This is a genomic window from Leifsonia sp. PS1209 (genome assembly GCF_012317045.1).
GTDB lineage: Bacteria > Actinomycetota > Actinomycetes > Actinomycetales > Microbacteriaceae > Leifsonia.
The window spans coordinates 1,799,382-1,819,892 of sequence record NZ_CP051154.1 but is presented as its reverse complement, the minus strand read 5'-3'; the positions used below and the strand labels follow the sequence as shown (position 1 = coordinate 1,819,892).

Annotated in this window: 22 protein-coding genes and 1 pseudogene; 3 read left to right on the top strand and 20 right to left on the bottom strand. The window is 68.7% G+C overall.

The genetic code is table 11. The annotated features are described in order from the left end of the window. Window positions 1–11: 11 nt before the first annotated feature. The 10 genes from HF024_RS08610 to HF024_RS08565 form a co-directional block, all read right to left on the bottom strand. Complete coding sequence (locus tag HF024_RS08610) at window positions 12–317, bottom strand: hypothetical protein (protein WP_085368553.1); 306 nt, start codon at window positions 315–317, stop codon at window positions 12–14. A 22-nt stretch (window positions 318–339) separates the two neighbouring features. Continuing rightward, the gene (locus tag HF024_RS08605; protein WP_168689282.1) at window positions 340–2,088 is read right to left on the bottom strand and encodes a sodium:proton antiporter; all 1,749 of its coding nucleotides are present in this window, start codon (window positions 2,086–2,088) and stop codon (window positions 340–342) included. A gap of 94 nt (window positions 2,089–2,182) precedes the next feature. Next, window positions 2,183–2,896 carry a lytic transglycosylase domain-containing protein gene (locus HF024_RS08600; protein WP_247597373.1) on the bottom strand — a complete coding sequence of 238 codons (714 nt, stop codon included), beginning with the start codon at window positions 2,894–2,896 and terminating at the stop codon, window positions 2,183–2,185. 54 nt (window positions 2,897–2,950) lie between these two features. Further along, window positions 2,951–3,517: a DivIVA domain-containing protein gene (locus tag HF024_RS08595; RefSeq protein ID WP_085368555.1), complete on the bottom strand. Its 567-nt coding sequence runs from the start codon at window positions 3,515–3,517 to the stop codon at window positions 2,951–2,953. A 12-nt stretch (window positions 3,518–3,529) separates the two neighbouring features. Then, on the bottom strand, window positions 3,530–4,525 hold the full coding sequence (locus HF024_RS08590) for a phosphatidate cytidylyltransferase (protein WP_085368556.1): 996 nt from the start codon (window positions 4,523–4,525) through the stop codon (window positions 3,530–3,532). 6 nt (window positions 4,526–4,531) lie between these two features. After that, entirely contained in the window at window positions 4,532–5,086 is a 555-nt protein-coding gene (frr, locus tag HF024_RS08585; protein WP_085368557.1) for a ribosome recycling factor, read from the bottom strand. A gap of 86 nt (window positions 5,087–5,172) precedes the next feature. Then, window positions 5,173–5,886, bottom strand: a complete 714-nt coding sequence (pyrH, locus tag HF024_RS08580; protein ID WP_168689281.1) for a UMP kinase — start codon at window positions 5,884–5,886, stop codon at window positions 5,173–5,175. A gap of 133 nt (window positions 5,887–6,019) precedes the next feature. Then, window positions 6,020–6,847: a translation elongation factor Ts gene (tsf, locus tag HF024_RS08575; RefSeq protein WP_168689280.1), complete on the bottom strand. Its 828-nt coding sequence runs from the start codon at window positions 6,845–6,847 to the stop codon at window positions 6,020–6,022. Between the two features lie 48 nt (window positions 6,848–6,895). After that, on the bottom strand, window positions 6,896–7,861 hold the full coding sequence (gene rpsB / locus HF024_RS08570) for a 30S ribosomal protein S2 (protein ID WP_085368560.1): 966 nt from the start codon (window positions 7,859–7,861) through the stop codon (window positions 6,896–6,898). A gap of 291 nt (window positions 7,862–8,152) precedes the next feature. Next, window positions 8,153–9,667 (bottom strand): sugar porter family MFS transporter, encoded by a 1,515-nt coding sequence (locus HF024_RS08565; protein ID WP_168689279.1) that lies wholly within the window; start codon window positions 9,665–9,667, stop codon window positions 8,153–8,155. Between the two features lie 270 nt (window positions 9,668–9,937). Here HF024_RS08565 and HF024_RS08560 point away from each other — a divergent pair. After that, window positions 9,938–10,462 (top strand): annotated as a pseudogene (locus HF024_RS08560) (M23 family metallopeptidase); the annotation flags it as partial. Window positions 10,463–10,552: 90 nt separating this feature from the next. Here the strand turns inward: HF024_RS08560 and HF024_RS08555 are convergent. The 9 genes from HF024_RS08555 to HF024_RS08515 all read right to left on the bottom strand — a co-directional run bounded on the left by HF024_RS08555 (window position 10,553) and on the right by HF024_RS08515 (window position 18,268). Further along, window positions 10,553–11,458, bottom strand: a complete 906-nt coding sequence (locus HF024_RS08555) for a tyrosine recombinase XerC (protein ID WP_168689278.1) — start codon at window positions 11,456–11,458, stop codon at window positions 10,553–10,555. Window positions 11,459–11,588: 130 nt separating this feature from the next. Continuing rightward, complete coding sequence (gene dprA, locus HF024_RS08550) at window positions 11,589–13,070, bottom strand: DNA-processing protein DprA (RefSeq protein ID WP_168689277.1); 1,482 nt, start codon at window positions 13,068–13,070, stop codon at window positions 11,589–11,591. A 205-nt stretch (window positions 13,071–13,275) separates the two neighbouring features. Beyond that, window positions 13,276–14,889 carry a YifB family Mg chelatase-like AAA ATPase gene (locus HF024_RS08545; protein WP_168689276.1) on the bottom strand — a complete coding sequence of 538 codons (1,614 nt, stop codon included), beginning with the start codon at window positions 14,887–14,889 and terminating at the stop codon, window positions 13,276–13,278. Further along, window positions 14,889–15,245, bottom strand: coding sequence for a YraN family protein (locus HF024_RS08540; RefSeq protein ID WP_168689275.1), 357 nt, complete (start codon window positions 15,243–15,245; stop codon window positions 14,889–14,891). The genes HF024_RS08545 and HF024_RS08540 overlap by 1 nt, the downstream gene beginning before the upstream one ends. 108 nt (window positions 15,246–15,353) lie before the next feature. Beyond that, window positions 15,354–15,677 (bottom strand): DUF2469 domain-containing protein, encoded by a 324-nt coding sequence (locus tag HF024_RS08535; RefSeq protein WP_055893100.1) that lies wholly within the window; start codon window positions 15,675–15,677, stop codon window positions 15,354–15,356. 30 nt (window positions 15,678–15,707) lie between these two features. Beyond that, window positions 15,708–16,370, bottom strand: a complete 663-nt coding sequence (locus HF024_RS08530; RefSeq protein WP_247597419.1) for a ribonuclease HII — start codon at window positions 16,368–16,370, stop codon at window positions 15,708–15,710. After that, entirely contained in the window at window positions 16,370–17,137 is a 768-nt protein-coding gene (gene lepB, locus HF024_RS08525; protein WP_085368577.1) for a signal peptidase I, read from the bottom strand. Before lepB ends, HF024_RS08530 begins: the two co-directional genes overlap by 1 nt. 101 nt (window positions 17,138–17,238) lie before the next feature. Then, on the bottom strand, window positions 17,239–17,586 hold the full coding sequence (gene rplS, locus HF024_RS08520) for a 50S ribosomal protein L19 (RefSeq protein ID WP_085368578.1): 348 nt from the start codon (window positions 17,584–17,586) through the stop codon (window positions 17,239–17,241). A 187-nt stretch (window positions 17,587–17,773) separates the two neighbouring features. Next, the gene (locus HF024_RS08515) at window positions 17,774–18,268 is read right to left on the bottom strand and encodes a hypothetical protein (RefSeq protein ID WP_085368579.1); all 495 of its coding nucleotides are present in this window, start codon (window positions 18,266–18,268) and stop codon (window positions 17,774–17,776) included. A 122-nt stretch (window positions 18,269–18,390) separates the two neighbouring features. Between HF024_RS08515 and map the strand changes: the two genes are divergently transcribed. Both map and HF024_RS08505 read left to right on the top strand, forming a co-directional pair. Then, window positions 18,391–19,158, top strand: coding sequence for a type I methionyl aminopeptidase (map, locus tag HF024_RS08510; protein ID WP_168689273.1), 768 nt, complete (start codon window positions 18,391–18,393; stop codon window positions 19,156–19,158). A gap of 105 nt (window positions 19,159–19,263) precedes the next feature. Further along, a complete protein-coding gene (locus HF024_RS08505) occupies window positions 19,264–19,719 on the top strand; it encodes an SRPBCC family protein (RefSeq protein WP_085368581.1) in 456 nt (151 codons plus the stop codon). An 81-nt stretch (window positions 19,720–19,800) separates the two neighbouring features. Here HF024_RS08505 and trmD read toward each other — a convergent pair whose 3' ends face one another. Next, window positions 19,801–20,487 carry a tRNA (guanosine(37)-N1)-methyltransferase TrmD gene (gene trmD, locus HF024_RS08500; RefSeq protein ID WP_085368582.1) on the bottom strand — a complete coding sequence of 229 codons (687 nt, stop codon included), beginning with the start codon at window positions 20,485–20,487 and terminating at the stop codon, window positions 19,801–19,803. Between the last annotated feature and the right edge of the window lie 24 nt (window positions 20,488–20,511).

Here is a 20,511-nt window from a genome sequence, read left to right as displayed (position 1 = left end):
GACCTCTCTCGTCAGCTGATCTTCCAGCAGTGGGCGTGCCAGTGCCGCCGCGCGGCGATGTCCGCAGCGTCGCCCATCACGCCGTCGGCGCGCCAGGTGACCACGTGCGCGACGCCCGGGGCGACGTCCTTCCCGCAGCCGGGGCAGACGTAGCTCTTCTGCGCCTGGAGTGCGGAGACGGGCTGCACGTTCCAGACCACGCCACGGCGGGTCTCCGTCTGCCGCCAGCCCGCGAGCAGACGGCCGAGGCCGTTCTCCTCGTCGTCGTCGCCGGGCACCCGGCCCTGGCGACCTCGGGGACGGTTGCTGCGCGGCATCTGTCCAGTCTAAACGCCCGATTCACGGCCGGTCTTCGCGTTGCGCCATCCGCGATTCATCGAAGTCCAGCATCGTCTGCGCCCTGCTCAGGATGCGCGACGAGTAGTTCCCCCTGCTGCGCGCTTCGAGCAGCGCGGCGCGTTCGGCATCCAGCACGGCGGCCCGCAGCGCGCGGTACTGCTGGTGCGGCCCGACGGTCTCCTCCTCCTGCTCCTCGCGCTCGACGCGCTCCCACTCGGCCTCCACCCGCAGCAGCGTGTCCTGCCGCACCCGATCGACCACCTGGTCGTCGAGCTTCTGGCCGTCCGCCAGCGGGATCTCCGGGTTCTCGAGCGCGGCGATGCCCGCCTCGCTGAGCTCTTCGAGCAGGCCGGCGAGCTCTCGCCGGTCGGCGGCGGCGTCCGTGCCGGAGACGCGCAGCAGCCGGATCATCAGCGGCAGCGTGCCTCCCTGGGCCAGCAGCGTGACGAGCGCGACGGTGAAGGCGATCAGGATCAGCTCCGCCCGGTACGGGATGCTGCCGTCCGCCGGCAGCGACTGGGCCGCCGCGAGCGTGACGACCCCGCGCATCCCGGCCCAGGTGAGCACGGCGCCGCCGCGCCAGCCGATCGGCGACTCCTGCATCTCGGTGATGTCGGCCGAACGCCGTTCCAGATACCGGGTGAGCCGCCGCCAGCGCCGGTGCCCGCGCTCGGTGGTGGGCTCATCCCTGTTGCGCACCCGGTCGAGGCCCGCGCTGACCCTGTCCTCCAGCTCCGCCGCCCTGCGCTGCGTCGCCCGCAGCCAGATCACGATCGGCGTCATGAACGCGGCCCGGATGAGGAGCAGGAGCACGCAGAGCAGCAGCCCGATGCCCACAGCCGTGGCGACGGTGATGGACTCCTTGTCGCTCTGGACGCTGCCGATGATCGTGTTCAGCTGCACGCCCATCAGCAGGAAGACGCCGTTCTCCAGCACGAACTGCACGGTGCGCCAGTTCAGCCGCTCGGCGATGCGGGCCTGCGCGCTGAACTTCCTCGCAGCGTTGTGGCCGGTGTAGAGCCCGGCGACGACCACCGCGAGGATCCCGGATGCGCCGAGCTCCTCCGTCGGGATGTACGCGATGAACGGCACGGCGAACGACATCGCGGTCTCCAGCACGGAGTCGTTCAGCCGGGAACGGAAGTAGACGGTGACGATGCCGACGACGAGCCCGATCACGATGGCGACCACCACGGAGAACGCGAAGTTCCAGGCGACGGATCCGATGCTGACCACGGCCGCCGTCGCCGCCAGCGCCGACTTCAGCAGCACCAGGGACGACGCGTCGTTGACCAGGCTCTCGCCTTCGAGCACCGTGACCAGCCGGGCGGGAAGGCCGAGACGTTTGGCGACGGCGGTGGCGGCCACCGCATCCGTCGGGCTGACGACAGCGCCGAGCGCGATGCCCTCGGCAAGCGACAGTCCGGGAAGCAGCGCGTGCAGCACGACGCCGACGATCACGGCCGTCACGATCACCAGGCCCACGGACAGCGCCGAGATGGTGCCCAGGTTGCGTCGGAAGTCCATCAGCGGCACCTGGATCGCCGCCGCGTACAGCAGCGGTGGGAGGACCGCGGAGAGGATCACCCAGGGCGGCACCTCGATCGGAGTCGGCAGGCCGGGGATGTACGAGCTGGCCACCCCGACGAGCACGAGCACCAGCGGAGCCGCGACGCCGAGCTGCTTCGAGAACTTCGAGACGGTGACGAGGACGATCACCCCGATGACACCGATCAGCGCGAACTCCATGCATCAACGCTACCGTTTCGCGGCCGGTGTGACCGTTGCAGCCGCCATCCGGCGCTCAGAGCGCCGCTGACCGCTCAGGATGCTCCCGAGGGGATCAGTACCAGCCGGAGCTCTCCGAGTGGCTCCACGCGCCGCAGGGCGTCGAATAGCGCCCGGAGATGTAGCCGAGCCCCCAGGTGATCTGCGTGGCCGCGCTGTTCTGCCAGTCCGGACCGGCCGACGCCATCTTGCTGCCGGGCAGCGCCTGCGGGATGCCGTATGCGCCGCTTCCCGCGTTGTAGGCGTAGACGTTCCAGCCCGATTCGCGGTTCCAGAGCGACACCAGGCAGTTGTACTGGTCGTCTCCCCAGCCGCGCGCCTGCAGCATCTGGTACGCGATGGCCTGGGCGGAACCGGGGTCCGGCGTGCCGGCGGCGGGTGCTCCACCACCGGATCCGGAGTCGGAGCCGGAGTCGCTGGAGGTCGCGGCGGGCTTCGGAGGCGCTACCACGACGGGCTTCGGCTTCGGCTTGACCGTCATGGCCTCGCGCGTGACCGTCGCGGTGTACGAACCGGGGGCGGTGAGCGACTGCACGGGGGCGTCGCCGAACCGGCTGGTCGCCTGCACGGTGTCCGCGTACGCCGGGGTCGCCGCCGATCCCGAATACGGGTCGACCACATTCACGAGCGCGAAGCCGACGGCCGCCGTGAAGGCGAAACCGTAGAGGGCCGCACGCGACCGGATGTGCGGACGCCGGGGTCGCTTGAACGCTACGCCGACCGGGTTGGCCGGAGACAGCGGAATGATCTCTGCTTCTCGTCTACCCACGATCACAGAACCATAACGAACAATTGACGAACTGCCAACACAGCCCACCCATACTCAGCGAACAGCCAGCATCACATCCGTCACGCCGTCGAGCAGCAGATCGACCTGGATTTCGCGGTATCCGCCGCGCTGCGGACGGAACGTGACGGTGCGCACTTCTTCGACGCTCATCGGTCGTCCGTCCTGGAAATACCGCGACAGCCGGGTGGCGAAACGGTCGACGTCGCCCTTGTTGTATCCGTAGGTCAGGAAGCTCACGCGCTCGAACCGCTCCCCCGCCGGGCGCTCCAGCCGGTTGAGGATCACCTGCGCCGTGGTGCGCGCCTGCTCGAACCAGGCGGCGTCTCCCATCGCGGTCCTCGCGGACTCCCGCTCGCGCGCCGCGAAGGCGTCCTCGAGGCGTTCGAGTGCGGCGTCGACGTGCGATGTCGAGTATCCGCCCTTCTTCATCGCGAAGGCGGTGTGCCTGATGTCTGCGGCGGTCAGGAGCGGCGCGTCGTCCGCCGTGCCGCCGTCTGCCGCGCCTCCGTCGTATGCGCGGCGCGCTGTCTGCAGGAACTCGTCGACCTGCTCGGTGTCGTACCCGATGACCGATTTGCGAGTGCGGGGGAAGGTGCTCACTCCCCTATTGTGTCATCCGAAGATCAGGAACAGCGCGTACGTGACCGCCGCGGACGGCAGGATCGAGTCGAGCCTGTCGAGGAACCCGCCGTGGCCGGGCAACCAGGAACTCATGTCCTTGATGCCCAGATCGCGCTTGATCAGCGACTCGGCGAGGTCGCCCAGCGTGGCCGTGAGCAGCAGCGCGATGCCGAAGACGACGCCGAACCACCACGTCATGTGCAGCATGAACACCGAGAGCAGCACGCCCGCGATCACGCTCGTCACGGCGGCGCCCGCGAAGCCTTCCCAGGTCTTCTTCGGGCTGATCGTGGGCGCCATCGGGTGCTTGCCGAACGATAGCCCGCTCACATAGGCACCGGTATCGACGGCGACCACCAGGATGATGAACGCCAGCACCCACCACTCCCCGCCGTCTTCCGCGAGCAGCAGGATCGCGAAACTGCCGAGCAGGACGACGTAGAGCTGCACGAGCACGCTCCACGTCAGGTCGCGGACCAGCGCCGCTCCCCCGCGCCGCGCATCCGGCCGGGCGGCCTCTTCGATCAAACGCCAGACGACCACGAACAGGATGCCGGCGGACAGCGAAACGAGCTGCCCGCCCGCGTGGAAGAAGAACGACGCGGGAACGATCGCCAGCGCGGCGATCAGCGTCGGCGTGCGGGGAACGCGGTGGCCGGCCCCGCGGAACGCCTGGGTCAGCTCGAAACCGGCGAAGCCGACCATCGCCATCCCGAAGACCAGGAAGATCTCCTTGATGAAGATCAGGCTGAACAGCAGGAGGGCGCCGACGCCGACGCCGATCAGGATCGCGAGGATCAGGTTGCGGCCTGTGCGCTCCGCGATGCGCTCGTTCGTCGCATCCAGTTGCGCCTTGCGAGCGAGCACCTGACGCTCGAAATCCGCCCTGGTGGCCTGCACCTGGGCTCGGAACTCGGCCTTCGACACCGACCGGCCCCGCTTGGGGATGACGGGTTTCTCAGGATCGCCCGGTGTGTCGTTGGTCATCAGCGCCTAGACCTCGAGGAGCTCGGCTTCCTTGCGCTTCAGTGCGTCGTCAACGGCGTCGACGTGCGAGCGGGTGATGTTCTCGAGCTCCTTCTCACCGCGCGCCACGTCGTCGTCGCCGACCTCGCTCTTGAGGGCGTCCAGGTCGTCCTTCGCCTTGCGGCGGATGTTGCGGATCGCGACCTTCGCGTCCTCGCCCTTGGTGCGGACGATCTTGACGAACTCCTTGCGGCGCTCCTCGGTCAGCTCCGGCAGGGTGACGCGCACGATGTCGCCGTCGTTGCCGACGTTCGCCGACATGTTCGGCATCGCGACGATGGCCTTCTCGATCTCCTTGAGCGCCGACTTGTCGTACGGCGTGACGAGCAGGACGCGGGCCTCCGGGTTCTGCAGACCGGCGAGCTGCGCGAGCGGCGTCGGGGAACCGTAGTAGTCGACGAGCACCTTCTGGAAGAGCGCGGGGTTCGCGCGACCGGCGCTGACCGTGCTGAAATCGTCCTTCGCCGCCTCCACGGTCTTGCTCATGCGCTGGGTGGCGTCGGAAATCACATCCGCGATCACGGTCTCTCCTTCAGTCGGTGGAACGGTTTCTAGTCTAGAGCCCAGGATGCGGGCGGATGCTGCGGGCGGCGGTTGCGGCGGCAGCCTCAGCCGAGCAGGGTGCCGATCTCGGCGCCGAGCAGCGCAGCGGTCACGTTGCCTGCCGGCTCGATGCCGAAGATGCGCATCGGCATCCCGTTGTCCATGCAGAGGCTGAGCGCGGTCGAGTCGACGGCCTTGAGACCCTGCTGCAGCGCGTCCTGGTGGCTGATCTGGTCGATCTTGCGCGCATCCGGGTTGGTGCGGGGGTCGTCGTCGTACATGCCGTCGACGCCGTTCTTGGCGACGAGCACCACGTCGGCCTCGATCTCGAGGGCGCGCTGGGCGGCGACGGTGTCCGTCGAGAAGTACGGCAGGCCTGCGCCGGCACCGAAGATGACCACGCGGTCCTTCTCCAGGTGACGCTCCGCACGACGCGGGATGTACGGCTCGGCCACCTGGGTCATCGCGATGGCGGACTGCACGCGGGTCTCCGCGCCTGCCTGCTCGAGGAAGTCCTGCAGGGCGAGCGAGTTCATGACGGTGCCGAGCATCCCCATGTAGTCGGCGCGGCCGCGGTCCATGCCGCGCTGCGACAGCTCTGCTCCGCGGAAGAAGTTGCCTCCGCCGACGACGATGGCGATCTCGACGTCCTGCGCCGCCTGCGCGATCTCGCGGGCGATGGCGCTGACGATGTCCGGGTTGACGCCGAGCTGGCCGCCACCGAACGCCTCACCGGAGAGTTTGAGAAGGACCCTGCGCCTCTTGTTGGATTCCGACATGCGTAATGAGTCCTTCCGTGAGCGATCTCGTTAAAGCTAGTGGGTGTGCGAGCCCTGTACCGAACGCGGTCGGCATGCGCACAGAAAAGGAGTCCGGATCGTACGAGACGATCCGGACTCCTTCATGGTGCTGCTAGGCGCCGACCTTGAACCGGGCGAAGCCGGACACGGTAATGCCCGCGTCCTTGACCACCTGGCTGATGCTCAGCTTGTTGTCCTTTGCATAGTCCTGCTCGAGGAGCGCGACCTGCTTGAAGTAGGCACCGAGGCGACCCTCGATGATCTTCGGCAGTGCTGCCTCCGGCTTGCCCTCGTTGCGCGAGATCTCCTCGACGATGCGACGCTCGTTCTCGACGGCCTCCGCCGGGACGTCCTCACGGGTGAGGAACTCCGGGTTGGCGAACGAGATGTGCTGGGCGATGCTGCGCGCGGTCTCCGCGTCGTCGCCGGCGTAGCCGAGCACGACACCGACCTGCGGGGGCAGGTCTTTGGAGGTCTTGTGCAGGTAGATCGCGAAGTGCTCGCCGGTGACGACGGCCACGCGGCGCAGCTCCACCTTCTCGCCGAGGATGGCTGCCTCGTCGCCGATGAGCTCGGCGACGGTCTGGCTGCCGGCGGGGGCCGCGAGGGCCTCCTCGACCGTGGTGGCGCCCGCGGCGGTGACCGCGTCGAGGACCTTCTCGGCGAGGGCGCCGAACTTCTCGCCCTTCGCGACGAAGTCGGTCTCGCAGGCGAGCTCGATCATCGTGGCGGTCTCGCCGTTCTCCTTGGCCGCGACGAGGCCTTCGCTCGTGGAGCGGTCTGCACGCTTCGCGTTGCCCTTCGCACCCTTCAGGCGCAGGATCTCGGTGGCCTTCTCGATGTCTCCATCGGCCTCCTCGAGCGCCTTCTTGGTGTCGACCATGCCCGTGCCGAGCTGCTCGCGCAGGGCCTTGATGTCAGCGATGCTGATGTTTGCCATGTTCGTTGAGAACCCTTGTCTTCTGAAACTGTGTGGTGAGGAAGCGGACTACTTGGCTTCGGTCTCGGCCTCGACGACCGCCTCGGTGGCGTCGTCGGTCGCGACGGCGGCGGCCTCGTCGGCAGCCTCGGTCTCGGCGACGGCCTCTGCGACCGCTTCGCCCTCGGCGACGACCTCAGCGGAGTCCGCCTTGGCCTCAGCGAGGTCGGCGTCTGCCGCCTTCTCGGTCTCGGCGCTGGCCTGGACCTCTTCGCCGGACGCCTTCAGGAGCTCCTGCTCCCACTCGGCCAGCGGCTCGGCGGGCTCGGTGCCCTCTTCCGGCTTCTGGTGACGCTGGATGAGGCCCTCTGCCGCTGCGTCGGCGACGATGCGGGTGAGGAGGCTGACGGAGCGGATGGCGTCGTCGTTGCCCGGGATCGGGTACTGGACCTCGTCCGGGTCGCAGTTGGTGTCGAGGATGCCGATGACCGGGATGCCCAGCTTCTTGGCCTCGTCGATCGCGAGGTGCTCCTTCTTGGTGTCGACCACCCAGAGAGCGCTCGGGGTCTTGGACAGGTTGCGGATGCCGCCGAGCGACTTGTGCAGCTTGTCGAGCTCGCGCTTCTTGATGAGGAGTTCCTTCTTGGTGAAGCCACTCGTGGTGCCTTCGAAGTCGAGCTCCTCGAGCTCCTTCATGCGGGCGAGACGCTTCGACACCGTCTGGAAGTTGGTCAGCAGACCACCCAGCCAGCGCTGGTTGACGTAGGGCTGGCCGACGCGGGTCGCCTGCTCGGCGATGGCGTTCTGAGCCTGCTTCTTCGTGCCGACGAAGAGGATGGTGCCACCGTGGGCGACCGTCTCGCGGACGAACTCGTACGTCTTGTCGATGTATGCGAGCGACTGCTGCAGGTCGATGATGTAGCTGCCGGAGCGCTCGGTGAGGATGAAGCGCTTCATCTTCGGGTTCCAGCGACGGGTCTGGTGTCCGAAGTGGACGCCGCTGTCGAGCAGCTGGCGCATGGTTACAACGGCCATGATGCCGTTCTCCTTTTCTGGGCATCCGGAGCCAGGGCGTTCTGCGCCGGCAGGCGGATGCGCGTTGCGGTTTGTCAGTGGCGACCGAGTGGCCGCCGCTCCTGGTGCCCTGCGCGCGCATCCGCTTCGCTCACCGCGCGGATGACCGCTGGAGAGAGAAGACCGGTGGATGTCGCGCCAGCCGGTGAAGGCCTCGACCCGTGAAGGTCGTGTGGGCACGCGTAGTCACTCCGACGGGCGGAGTGCTGCAGACAGCTTATCAGGAACGGCGGGCCGTCGGGCGCGCCGGCGTCAGACGGTGTCGCCGGTCGACCGCACCTGCGGACCGCGGCTCTTGCCCGCGTTCGTGAACAGCGTCTCCGCGTGTTCGAGCGCCATCCCGTTCGTCTCCGGGATCTTGAAGAACACGAAGAAGAACGACAGCAGCGCAAAGATCGCGTACATCCCGTACGTGAACGGCAGGGAGAAGTCGGACATCGGCGGGAAGCTGATCGTGACCACGAAGTTCGCGATCCACTGCGCCGCTGCGGCGACGCCGAGCGCCTTGCCGCGGATCTTGGTCGGGAAGATCTCGCCGAGCAGCACCCACACCAGCGGACCCCACGACGCCCCGAAGCAGACCACGAACAGGTTCGCGGCGACCAGCGCGATCGGTCCCCACGCTCCGGGAAGGGTGACGGCCCCGTCGACCTTCTCGGAGAACGCGAACGCCAGCGCCATCACGCCGAGCGACACGGTCATGCCGATCGACCCGGTGAGCAGGATCGGACGCCGCCCGACCCTGTCGACCAGCAGGATGGCCACGATGGTGACGGCCACGTTCGTGACCGAGGTGATCACGGTGATGAGCAGTGAATTGCTCTCCGTGAACCCGACGGCCCGCCACAGGGTGGTCGAGTAGTAGAAGATCACGTTGATGCCGACGAACTGCTGGAACACGGACAGGATGATGCCGATCCAGACGATCGGCTTGAGCCCGAACCTGTTGCCGCGCAGCGTGGCCTTCTTGCCTTCCTTGTCCTCGGCGATGGCCCGCTCGATGTCGGCGATCTGCCGGTCGACGTCGCTCTCCGGAACGAGCGTGGAGAAGATCGCCTTGGCCTCGTCGTGCCGCCCGTTCGCCAGCAGGAAGCGCGGAGACTCCGGCAGCGTGAGCGCGAGGATGCCGTAGACGACCGACGGGATCACGCCCACCAGGAACATCCACCGCCAGGCCTCCATCCCGAGCCACAGCTGGTTGGATGCGGACCCCGCGACCCCGGCGAGCAGAGCGTCCGAGAGGAGGGCGACGAAGATACCGATGGTGATGGCGAGCTGCTGCAGCGACGCGAGGCTGCCGCGCGACTGCTTCGGAGCGATCTCGGCGATGTATGCGGGGGCGACGACGGACGCGATCCCGATGCCGAGACCGCCGATCACGCGCCAGATGCCCAGATCCCAGGCGGAGAACGCCAGCGCGGACCCGATCGAGCTGACCAGGAACATCACGGCGCCCAGAAGCATGACCTTCAGCCGGCCCCAGCGGTCGGCGAGGCGCCCGGCGATATACGCACCGGCGGCACAGCCGAGCAGGGCGATGGCGACGATGAACCCGGTGACGAACGCGTTCAGGGCAAAATGCTTCTGAATCGAGTCGACGGCCCCGTTGACGACGGACGAGTCGAAACCGAACAGGAAGCCACCGACGGCTGCAGCGATCGCCAGCCCGATGACCTTCCTCCGCATGGCTCCGGTCGGCTTGGGCACATTCGCATCCGACGACGCTGTGGCTGACGCCGACGACGACGCCTTCTGCTGCTCAGACATGTAAGACCTTTTTTCGGTTGTGGCTGTACGGCGCGCGGCTGGCCGCAGTTGCAGCGGGCTGCAGCGGGCTGCAGCTGCCGCTGGCTGCGGGCTGCCGCTGGCTGCGGCGAACCGGCGACCCACACGATACTCCGAAGGCGGGTGGGGGCAAGGGCGGCCGTCGGGCCGGGTGTGTTGGACGCAGTTCTCCACAGGAGGCGGCGCTGGGGTGTTGTCCACGGGGTTCCTGCCGGGGCGGGAGCGAGAGAGTGCGGCGGACAGGGTTGAGGTATGGAAGTGGTGAGCGAGCGTGGAGGAGATGCGGGTCTGGCAGGTGCGGTGATGCGGGCGGTGGTGTTGGCGCTGGTGCTCGCGTTGATCGGAGTGCTTGCTTCAACCAAGCCAGTGGATGCGGTGGCCGGCACCACCTCCGCCACCGCGACCGCCGCCACCACCCAGCCAGGCGCGTGGGCGTGGCCGGTGCAGCCTGTCGTGCTGTCGAACGCGTATGCGGCTCCCCCGACGCCGTACGCGGCAGGGCACAGGGGCATCGACCTCGCCGTCGTATCCAGCACCGGGGCGGCGGTACCGGTCACGGCCCCCGCCCGAGCCACGGTGAAGTTCGTCGGCACGGTCGTCGACCGTCCCGTCCTCACGCTCGACCACGGCGACGGCATCCTCTCCAGTTACGAGCCCCTCGCGTCGGAGCTGACGCTGGGGACGGACCTCGCACCCGGCCAGCTCCTCGGCCACGTCGCAGACGGCGGCCACTGCGCAGCGACCTGCCTCCACGTCGGCGTGCGCGTGGACGGCGAGTACGTCTCTCCCCTGCTGTTCTTCGACCGTGTGCCGAGAGCGGTGCTGCTCCCCCTGCATCCACCGGCGACCGCCGCCGCGGAGCGTGAGTCAGGCGCGAGGGTGGGCGGTGCGGTAGCTCTCTTTGAGCCGTTCCGTGGAGACATGGGTGTAGATCTGCGTCGTGCCCAGGCTGGCGTGTCCGAGCAGCTCTTGCACAGCGCGCAGGTCGGCACCGCCGTCGAGCAGGTGCGTCGCGGCCGTGTGCCGGAGCGCGTGAGGGCCAGAGGGTCCCCCGCCCGGAATGTCCGCGAGCAGTCCGGCGACCAGCCCATAGACCGCGCGTGATCCGAGCCGCGCCCCGCGGGGCCCGAGCAGCAGCGCCGGCCCGGACCGCTCTGTCACGAGCACCGGCCGCGCGCGTCGAAGGTAGTCGACGACAGCCGTCTGAGCGGGAACGCCGAACGGGACCACCCGCTCCTTCGCTCCCTTCCCCAGCACGCGAACGGTCAGCCGGTCCAGGTCGACGTCGTCGACATCCAGCCCGGTCAGCTCGGACACCCGAATACCGGTCGCATACAGCAGCTCGATCACGGCCAGGTCGCGCACCCGACCGGGATCCCCGTCTTCGGCGAGCGCCGCGAGTCGCGCGAGGAGCGCGTCGATCTGCGTGCGATTGACCACGCGCGGCAGCATCTTGTCCGCCTTCGGCGCCCGCAGCCGGACCGCCGGATCGTTGTCGTCCCCGGTTTGCCGGGCCACCCACGCGCTGAACCCTTTTGCGGAGGCCGACCGCCGAGCCAGTGTCGCCTTGGACAGACCGTGCTGGGACGAGTCCCACAGCCAGTCACGCAGCACCTCAAGACTCAGCCCCGACGTCTCCTCGATCCCCCGCGCAGCAGCGAACGACGCCAGCCCGGTCAGGTCCGACCGGTACGCCCGCACCGTCTGCGGCGAATAGCCCCGCTCCACCGTGAGGTGCACGGTGAAGTCGTCGATAGCCCGGGCGAGTTGCACCTTCCCAGCCTCTCCCACGACCGGCCGGCGCGCGCGGCGACTCCCCGCTGCCGCTCGGTTTGGTGGTGTCGCCGACGCCAGGTCCCCGACGCCAGGTCCCCAACGCCACGCACCCAACGCCCTGCACGGCTCAGCGCGTCGTGCGCCACCCTCCCTCGTCTTCCGTGACCTGACCGGCGAGCTCGAGCCGGCCGAGCGTGGCCATGACCTCGGATGGCGAAAGACCTGCCCTGGCCGCGATGTCGGGGATGCTGCGTGGGGTCCGTGCGCTGAGCGCGTCTCTGAGTCGCACGTCGTGCCCGTCTACCTGTGGGGATTCGGCGAAGGCCGGAGGCCGGTCTGCGGCCACGTCTGGGTGTGGGGATGGGTGTGGGTCTGGTCCCAGGAGTTCGATCGTCGGGCCTTCCCGCTCATTCGACGGGGCCCGGTCATGCGTCATCGGCCTGTTGCATCCCACCGGCGCCCCCACTCCGGCCGAATCCGGTGGGAACGGGTCGCCGGCGAGCTCGGCCATCTCGTCCGGCGTGGTGACGCAGACGGCGTCGTACTCGCGGATGAGGCGGTGACAGCCCGACGAGGCGGGGGACGTGATCGGGCCGGGGACCGCACCGAGCGGACGGCCCATCATTGCCGCGTGGCCCGCCGTGTTGAGGGATCCAGAACGGCTGCCTGCCTCGATGACGATGGTGGCTGTCGCGACGGCGGCGATCAGTCTGTTGCGCTGGAGGAAACGCCAGCGGGTAGGCGGCGAACCACACGGAAGTTCACCGATGAGCAACCCCCGCTGGGCGATGCGCTGCAGGAGCCGGGTGTTCCCGGCCGGATACAGGCGATCGACACCGCCGGCGAGGAAGGCGACGGTCGTCTGATTGCTCGCGAGCGTTGCTCGGTGCGCTGCGCCGTCGATCCCGTACGCGCCACCGGACACGATGGCGAGGCCCTTGTCGCTGAGCGCGGCCGCGCTCTCCATCGCGACGTGCTCACCGTAGCCGGTGGATGCGCGGGCTCCGACGAGCGCGATCGAGCGGCCGAGTTGGCGGAGGCCCGCAAGGTCTCCGCGCACCCAGAGGGTGAGCGGGGCGCCGTGACCCAGCGCATCCAGGGCTGACGGCCAGTGATCGTCTGCGGGAGTGAGAAGGGTGGCGTGGAGATGCGCCGCCGACGTGAGAGCCCGCGTGGCGGTGGCGAGTGCGATTCTCGGCTTCCAGCGTTCGAGGGCGGCGGTCAGGCGGCGGCTCAGCGTGTCGGCCGCGAGTTCGTCCACCTCGCGCAGGCGGCCGAGCACGGTGTCTGCCGGATCTCCGACGACGATGCTGCGCAGTGCCTCCCGGGGGCCGAGGGTGTCGGCGAGCAGTCGAGCGTCGGTGTCCCCTGGTTCGATCAGGGTGGAGATGGCTGCCCAGGCGAAACGCGTCTCCAGCGCGTGGACCCCGTCCTCGGTGAGTCGGGGTTCGCGCGAGCGGGAGTCCGCCTGGGCTCGGTCGCCAGAGTCCGGTGGGCGCACGCTGCCGGCTGGCGTGGTGTCGGTGAGCACAGACGCCCTCGGGGTGACGGGGCGGAGGAGGTCGGCGAGGTCCGCGTGCGGGATGCCGAGGAAGTCCGTGGGGGTCATCGTCGCGGCTCCGAACGTCCGGTTGGGCGCATCGTGCCCAAGGCGAAAGCCCGCAGCGGACACGGGACGCAGGTGAGTTCAGCCACCCGGATACGCGGTGGTGTTGGAGACGTTTCCGCGGCAGGTGTTCCGGCGGGAGTCAGAGATGGTTCGTTCACGGTGGTTCCTTGGGGTGTTGCGTGGGTTCCGATGGCGAGGCGGGGCGTCATGCTGCTCCCCTGCGGAGGAAGAGGGCGGCTCCGATGTGGTGGCCGGTGGGGGTGGATGCGCCGTCGAGGTCGGCCATGGTCCAGGCGAGACGGAGGGTTCTGTCGTAGCCGCGCATCGTGATGGCCCCTCGGTCGAGGGCCCGGTCGAGGGCTCCGACCGTCGCGCGTGGGAGACGGAGTGCGCCGGTTCGGAGCCAGGCGCCGGAGACGTCGGCGTTCCTGGTCCAGTCGGTGCCGGCGAGGCGGGCCGCCGCCGTAGCCCGGGCGATCACCACGCGTTCCCGGAGGAGGGCACTCGCCGTTCCGGTCGTGGGCGCAGGCGAGGCCTCCGGGTCCGATCGGATCCGGAGGGCAGCGAGACCGATGCGGCGGACGGCGAGGCGGATGTCGACGCGGTCGAGGAGGGGGCCGGAGAGGCGGGCCAGGTAGCGGCGGCGGGCGATGGGGGTGCAGGTGCATTCCTCGTCGGGTGAGCCGTAGCGGCCGCAGGGGCACGGGTTGGAGGCGAGGACCAGTTGGAAGCGGGCGGGGAAGGTTGCCGTGCCGGTGGCGCGGTGGATGGTGATCGTTCCGGATTCCAGTGGTTGGCGGAGGGAGTCGAGGACGGACGGCGGGAACTCGGCGGCCTCGTCGAGGAAAAGGACGCCGTGGGTGGCGCGGACGATCGCGCCCGGCACGATCCGGGTGGTTCCACCTCCGACGATCGCCGCGGCGGAGGCCGTGTGATGCGGGGACTCGAACGGTGGGCGGCGGATCAGACCGCGGGGCGACGATGACGGGTCGCCGGTGCTGCCACGGCCTGCGATGCCCGCGTCGGTGAGAGAACGGATGCAGGTGACCTCGATGGCCTGCTCGTCGGTGAGGTCGGGGAGAAGGCCGGGGAGGCGCGTGGCGAGCATCGTCTTGCCGGCGCCCGGTGGGCCGATCATCGCGAGGTGGTGGCCGCCGGCGGCTGCGACGACGAGCGCCTCGATGGCTTCATCGTTTCCGGCCACGTCGGCGATGTCGGGCTCGGGATGCGCGCGGACTGTCGCCGGGTCGGTGGCAGGCGCACCGACAACCGCAGCACCCACCGGCACGACGTCCACGGGCTCGAGGTCGCTTCCGTGGTGGATCGCCGCGTGGCGCAGGCTGGTGACGGCGACCACCTCCACCCCGTCGACCAGGGCCGCCTCCTCCGCGTTGGCGGCGGGGACGAGGACGCGCGCGAAACCGGCGGCCCTGGCCGCGATGACCGCGGGCAGGATGCCCGGGACGGGACGGACGCGGCCGTCGAGTCCGAGTTCGCCGAGGTGGACGGCGGCTGCCGCGGACTCCGCGCTGAGGTCTCCGGCCGCTGCGAGGGCGGCGACCGCGATGGCGAGGTCGAACGCCGAGCCCTGCTTGCGGAGGGAGGCCGGGGACAGGTTGACCGTCAGCTTGCGCGGGGTCAGCGGGCAGCCGGCGTTCATCGCGGCGGAGGTCACCCGCTTGCGGGATTCGCCGAGAGCGGCGTCGGGGAGGCCGATCAGCGAGAACGCGGGCAGGCCGGCGGCGATGTCCGCCTCCACCTCGACCACGTTGCCGTCGACCCCGTTCAGGGCGATGGCGTATGTGCGGGCGAGCGGCATCAGGCCACGCCCTCGAGGTGCTCGACCGACGGGCGTGCGCTCCAGGCGTCGATCACCGCGATGGCGTCGATCCGGATGCGGCCGGGCACCGGGCCGTGCTGGCGGCACCATTCGGCCGCGAGGCGTCGGAGACGCGCGGCCTTCGCCGGGGTGATCGCCTCGAACGGATGGCCGTACGCCACCGACGTCCTGGTCTTGACCTCGGCGAACGCGGTCACGCCGTCGCCGCGGACGATCAGGTCGAGTTCACCCGACGCGCATCGCCAATTCCGGTCGAGCACGACGAACCCTCGCCGCTCGAACCACTCCGCCGCCACGTTCTCTCCGCGGCGGCCCAACTCGTCTTTCGCTGCCATTGCTGCCTCCCACGTCCAGCCTCATGGGGAGGGGACGGTGGCAGGGAGCCGGGAAGGAATCTGTGGAGAGTTGCCGAAGACGGTCAGGCTGTGGAGAAGAACGCCGAGCTACTCGTCGAGCGCGAGTTCCTTCGGGAGCTCGAACTCCTTGCTCGACAGCTCCTCGATGTTCACGTCTTTGAACGTGAGCACGCGCACCGATTTCACGAAGCGGTCGGAACGGTACACATCCCACACCCACACGTCGTTCATCGTCAGCTCGAAGTAGAAGTCGTGCTCGGTGTCTCGGCGCACGAACTCCACCTCGTTCGCGAGGTAGAACCGGCGCTCGGTCTCGATCACGTACTTGAACTGCGAGACGACGTCCCGGTATTCGCGGTACAAAGCCAACTCGACCTCGCGGTCGTAGTCGTCGAACTCGTCTTCATCCATTGTTCGTCAAGTCTATGCCGGACGGAGGGGTCATGTCGGAATGGGGAGCGTTGCCGCATCCCGCAGCCAGGTCAGCCGGTGCAGCGCGCTCGGTCCGAGCTCGGCGATGGCGTCGAAGTGTTCGCGGCTGGAGTAGCCCTTGTTCGATGCCCAGCCGTAGCCCGGATAGTCGGCGCTGTGCTCGATCATCAGCCGGTCGCGGTGCACCTTCGCGATCACGCTGGCGGCGGCGACCGACGCGCAGTCCCTGTCCGCCTTGATCCGCGTCACCACGCGGGCCGGCCGCATCAGCACCGGGTTCAAGTAGTCGTAGTTTCCGTCCAGGATGAGGGTGCTCTCCCGGATCTGCGCCCCGCCCTGCTCGAGCAGTTCCATCGCCCGAGCGCCCGCGAGTCCGAGGCAGCGCATGATCCCGAGCGAGTCGACCTCCGCCGCGGACGCCATGCCGACCGCATGGTGCAGCACCCATTTGCGGCAGTGCGGCTCCAGCGCCTCGCGAGCGGCCTCCGGCAGGAGTTTCGAGTCGCGCAGGCCGACCGGGATGCGCTTCACGGCGGTGTCGATGACGACCATCCCGACCGCGACCGGTCCGGCCAGGGCGCCGCGGCCGACCTCGTCGACACCGACGATCGAGGTCACACCCGTGCGGTAGAGGGACTTCTCGAACCGGAGGGTGGGGCTCACCGGCGCCATCATCGCTTGTCCTCCTCCGCCCCGCGGAACACCTCGGGGTAGTTGTCGAGCCAGGTCCACCGGCTGGTCGGCCAGCTGATCACGAACGCCCGCCCGACAACATGGTCGATCGGGACGAAGCCGTGACCCGGCAGGCTCTGGTTGCGCGACGAGTCCTGGGAGTTGTACCGATTATCCCCCATCACCCACAGTTCGCCCTTCGGAACCGTGACATCGAACGCGAGTGTCGCGGCGTTCTTCTGCCCGGGCTGCAGCAGCACGTACGGCTCGTCCAGCGGGCTGCCGTTCACGGTGACTCTTCCATCGACGTTGCAGCAGGCGACGTGGTCGCCCGGCAACCCGATGACGCGCTTCACGAGGTGATCGTTGCTGTCGGAGGCGGAGAGGCCGATGAAGGTCAGCGCCTGGTCGATGGCCTGCGAGACAGGGCTCTCCCTGCTGGGCGGCTGCGGAGGGAGCCAGCCGCCCGGATCCCGGAACACGACCACATCGCCGCGGCTGATCGGGAACAGCCCGGGCTCCAGCTCGTTGACGATGATCCTGTCGTTGATCTGCAGCGTGTTCTCCATCGACGCCGACGGGATGTAGAACGAGCGGACCACGAAGGTCTTCACCAGGAAGGACACCAGGATGGCGACCACCACGATCACCGCGAGGTCGCGGAGGAAGAGTCGGACGCTCCGCCGCCTGCTCCTGCTGCGCCTGCGCGCGCCGCGCCGTTCCTGAGCCACGCGGTCCGACCGGGTGGGCACTGCTTCGTCCGTCATTTAACCGTCTGAGCTCCCTGCCCAAGTGTATGGGACAGGGAGCTCAGGCGATGCGTGGGCGGATGCCGCGCGTCGAGGTCTTCCGGCGTGAGCCGAGAAGCCTAGTTGTCGCGCTTCTCCTTGATCTTCGCCTTCTTGCCGCGCAGTTCGCGCAGGTAGTAGAGCTTGGCGCGACGGACGTCTCCGCGGGTGACGACCTCGATCTTGTCGATGACCGGGGAGTGCACCGGGAAGGTACGCTCGACGCCGACCTGGAAGCTGACCTTGCGGACCGTGAAGGTCTCGCGGACGCCCTCGTTGGAGCGGCCGATGACGACGCCCTGGAAGACCTGGATACGAGAGCGGCTGCCCTCGATGATGTTGACGTGAACCTTGACGGTGTCGCCCGCGCGGAAGTCGGGAATGTCCGACTTCAGGGACGCGGCGTCGACGGAATCGAGGATGTGCATTGCTGTTCGCTCTCTGTACCCGCCACAGGTCGAGGACGGACTTGGGGCCACCTCCTGCTCAGAGCAGGCGACGACCGGGAATCAACGGTATGGGGTGTGCGCGAGAAGTGCTGGCTCCCCTGTGGCAGAGCCTGGCCGCGGCACAAAGATCAATTCTGCCATGAACAGGATGCGTTTGCCAAAGCGGTCAGTGCTCGTCGCGCCGCTCTTCGATCACGATGACCTCCGAGCCCTCCTCGAACAGCGCATCCGGTCGCCGGACCTGCTGCGGCTGCGCGGCACGCTCGTAGGCCTCGAACGTCTGCTGCACGCGCATCCTGGCCTCGGTGACCAGCTGCCAGAGCGCCACCCAGAACGCGGCGAGACCGAGCAGGATGCCGAGGACGGCGAGCCAGCTCATCACGCCGGGGATGAAGCAGCCGAAGGCGACGATGGAGGCGTGCCACGCGCCGATCAGGCCGACGTCCCACCAGGAGACGGCCTTGGTGTCCCGCACGGTCTTGCGCGCCATGATGATGCCGCCGATCGCGAGCATCGCGATGAACAGCACCGGGCACAGGATGAGCAGGCCGATGAAGCTCCACCCGCCGGAGCCGAAGATCGCCCAGCCGATGAGGAGCCAGACAGGCAGGATCACGGCGGAGGGGAACAACCACCAGTAGAACGCCTTGCGGAGGATCACGGCACCAGCGTATCCGCGCTCGCCTGTGCAGCGGCTGCGGGTTCGCCGAAAGCCGAGCGCGCCCGGATGCACCGCGCGTGCAACAATCATGGAACACTGGGTGTCGACGTGAAGGAGACACCGTGATCGAGTTGAGGACCCCCGCCGAGATCGAGCAGATGCGGCCGGCCGGCCGTTTCGTGGCCGACGTGCTGCAGCAGACCGCTGCCGCGGCGAAGGTGGGCGTTAACCTGCTGGAGCTCGACCGCATCGCGCACGACCTGATCCGGAAGGCCGGCGCGGAGTCCTGCTACATCGACTACCACCCGTCGTTCGGCGCCAGCCCGTTCGGCAAGGTCATCTGCACGTCGGTGAACGACGCCGTGCTGCACGGACTCCCCCACGACTACCGCCTGCAGGACGGCGACCTGCTGACCCTCGACTTCGCCGCATCCGTCGACGGCTGGGTGGCAGACTCGGCGATCAGCCTGGTGGTCGGTCAGCCCCGGGATGCCGACCTCCACCTCATCGACACCACCCGCCGCGCCCTCGCCGCCGGGATCCAGGCCGCGCAGCCGGGCGGCAGGGTCGGAGACATCTCCGCCGCGATCGGCGCCGTCGCGCACGCGGAGGGATACACGGTCAACCTGCAGTTCGGCGGCCACGGCGTCGGCCGCACGATGCACGGGGACCCGCACATCGCCAACGACGGCCGCGCCGGCCGCGGCTACCCGCTGCGCCCAGGCCTCGTCATCGCGATCGAGCCGTGGTTCCTCGAGTCGACCGACGAGATCTACACCGACAGGGACGGCTGGACACTCCGCAGCGCTGACGGCTCGCGCGGCGCGCACTCCGAGCACACGGTCGCGATCACCGAGGACGGCCCGCTCGTCCTCACCGCCCGAGACTGACGGCTACACGGTCTGGCGCAGATGTCCAGGCCTTCAGCGCCTTCCACCGGCGGTCTACCGTTCTGGCGGGTCGGAGAATCCGGCCGGCAACGGAAGGGAGCCCCTATGGCTGACGTGACCGAATCCGTCGATGTGGACGTCGACGTGACCACCGCATACAACCAGTGGACTCAGTTCGAGTCTTTCCCGCACTTCCTCGACGAGGTCGAAGAAGTGAAGCAGGTCGATGAGACCACCAATCACTGGCGCGTGAAGATCGGCGGCCAGGAGCGCGAGTTCGACACCGTCATCACCGAGCAGCTGCCGGATGAGCGCGTCGCCTGGAAGAGCATCTCCGGCGATGTCCAGCACGCCGGCGTCGTGACCTTCCACCGCCTGTCGGACACGACGACCAAGGTCACCGTGCAGCTGGAATGGACACCGTCCGACCTGATCGAGAAGATCGGCGCAGCCATCGGAGCCGGAAGCCACGCGGTGAAGAAGGACCTGGAGAACTTCAAGCGCTTCATCGAGAGCCAGGGCGCAGAGACCGGCGCGTGGCGGGGTGAAGTGGGGCACTGATCCCGAACTCTTCGCGCACGGAGACGGCGTGACACGCCCGCCCGCTCGGTCAGCCGTGCGGGCGGGCGTCTGTCGTTCCGTCTACGGCAGCAGGTCCGGCCGCACGGCGCGTGTGCGCTCGAGCTGCTGCTCGTGCCGCCACGCCGCGATGGCGCCGTGGTTGCCGGAGAGCAGCACAGGAGGCACGTCGTGGCCGCGCCACGATGCCGGCTTGGTGTAGCTGGGGTATTCGAGCAGGCCGTCCTCGTGGGACTCCTGCACCAGGCTCTCCGGGTTGCCGACCACGCCGGGGATGAGCCTGCCGATCGCCTCGATCATCGCCATCGTCGCCACCTCTCCCCCGTTGAGGACGTAGTCGCCGATGCTCATCAGCCGCACCCTGGCCCTGGATGCCGTGTCGTCGAAGACGCGCTGGTCGATGCCCTCGTATCGGCCGCATCCGAAGACCAGGTGCTTCTCCTCGGCGAGCTCGCGCGCGATCGACTGGGTGAAGACGTCTCCGGCCGGGGACGGGAAGATCACCAGCGGGTCGCCGGGGCTCGCCTCCAGGATGCCGTCGAGCGCCTCGCCCCACGGCTCCGGCTTCATCACCATGCCGGCGCCGCCGCCGTACGGGGTGTCGTCGACCGTGCGGTGCCTGTCGTGGGTGTGGTCGCGCAGGTTGTGCACGCCGAGGTCGATCAGGCCGGTCTGCCTGGCCTTGCCGAGCAGCGAGATGTCGAGCACATCGAAGAACTCGGGGAAGATCGTGACGATGTCGATGCGCATCCATCCAGCTTATGCGAGCGCGCG

What these genes read in the sequence shown, in the direction of transcription:
- dprA (WP_168689277.1), bottom strand. Translation starts at nt 13,070, where the DNA reads ATGACCCCCACGGACTTCCTCGGCATCCCGCACGCGGACCTCGCCGAC.
- HF024_RS08505 (WP_085368581.1), top strand. Translation starts at nt 19,264, where the DNA reads ATGGCTGACGTGACCGAATCCGTCGATGTGGACGTCGACGTGACCACC.
- pyrH (WP_168689281.1), bottom strand. Translation starts at nt 5,886, where the DNA reads ATGTCGGAATCCAACAAGAGGCGCAGGGTCCTTCTCAAACTCTCCGGT.
- HF024_RS08565 (WP_168689279.1), bottom strand. Translation starts at nt 9,667, where the DNA reads ATGTCTGAGCAGCAGAAGGCGTCGTCGTCGGCGTCAGCCACAGCGTCG.
- tsf (WP_168689280.1), bottom strand. Translation starts at nt 6,847, where the DNA reads ATGGCAAACATCAGCATCGCTGACATCAAGGCCCTGCGCGAGCAGCTC.
- lepB (WP_085368577.1), bottom strand. Translation starts at nt 17,137, where the DNA reads ATGACGGACGAAGCAGTGCCCACCCGGTCGGACCGCGTGGCTCAGGAA.
- HF024_RS08545 (WP_168689276.1), bottom strand. Translation starts at nt 14,889, where the DNA reads ATGCCGCTCGCCCGCACATACGCCATCGCCCTGAACGGGGTCGACGGC.
- rplS (WP_085368578.1), bottom strand. Translation starts at nt 17,586, where the DNA reads ATGCACATCCTCGATTCCGTCGACGCCGCGTCCCTGAAGTCGGACATT.
- trmD (WP_085368582.1), bottom strand. Translation starts at nt 20,487, where the DNA reads ATGCGCATCGACATCGTCACGATCTTCCCCGAGTTCTTCGATGTGCTC.
- HF024_RS08540 (WP_168689275.1), bottom strand. Translation starts at nt 15,245, where the DNA reads ATGGCAGCGAAAGACGAGTTGGGCCGCCGCGGAGAGAACGTGGCGGCG.
- HF024_RS08590 (WP_085368556.1), bottom strand. Translation starts at nt 4,525, where the DNA reads ATGACCAACGACACACCGGGCGATCCTGAGAAACCCGTCATCCCCAAG.
- rpsB (WP_085368560.1), bottom strand. Translation starts at nt 7,861, where the DNA reads ATGGCCGTTGTAACCATGCGCCAGCTGCTCGACAGCGGCGTCCACTTC.
- HF024_RS08610 (WP_085368553.1), bottom strand. Translation starts at nt 317, where the DNA reads ATGCCGCGCAGCAACCGTCCCCGAGGTCGCCAGGGCCGGGTGCCCGGC.
- HF024_RS08535 (WP_055893100.1), bottom strand. Translation starts at nt 15,677, where the DNA reads ATGGATGAAGACGAGTTCGACGACTACGACCGCGAGGTCGAGTTGGCT.
- HF024_RS08530 (WP_247597419.1), bottom strand. Translation starts at nt 16,370, where the DNA reads ATGGCGCCGGTGAGCCCCACCCTCCGGTTCGAGAAGTCCCTCTACCGC.
- HF024_RS08605 (WP_168689282.1), bottom strand. Translation starts at nt 2,088, where the DNA reads ATGGAGTTCGCGCTGATCGGTGTCATCGGGGTGATCGTCCTCGTCACC.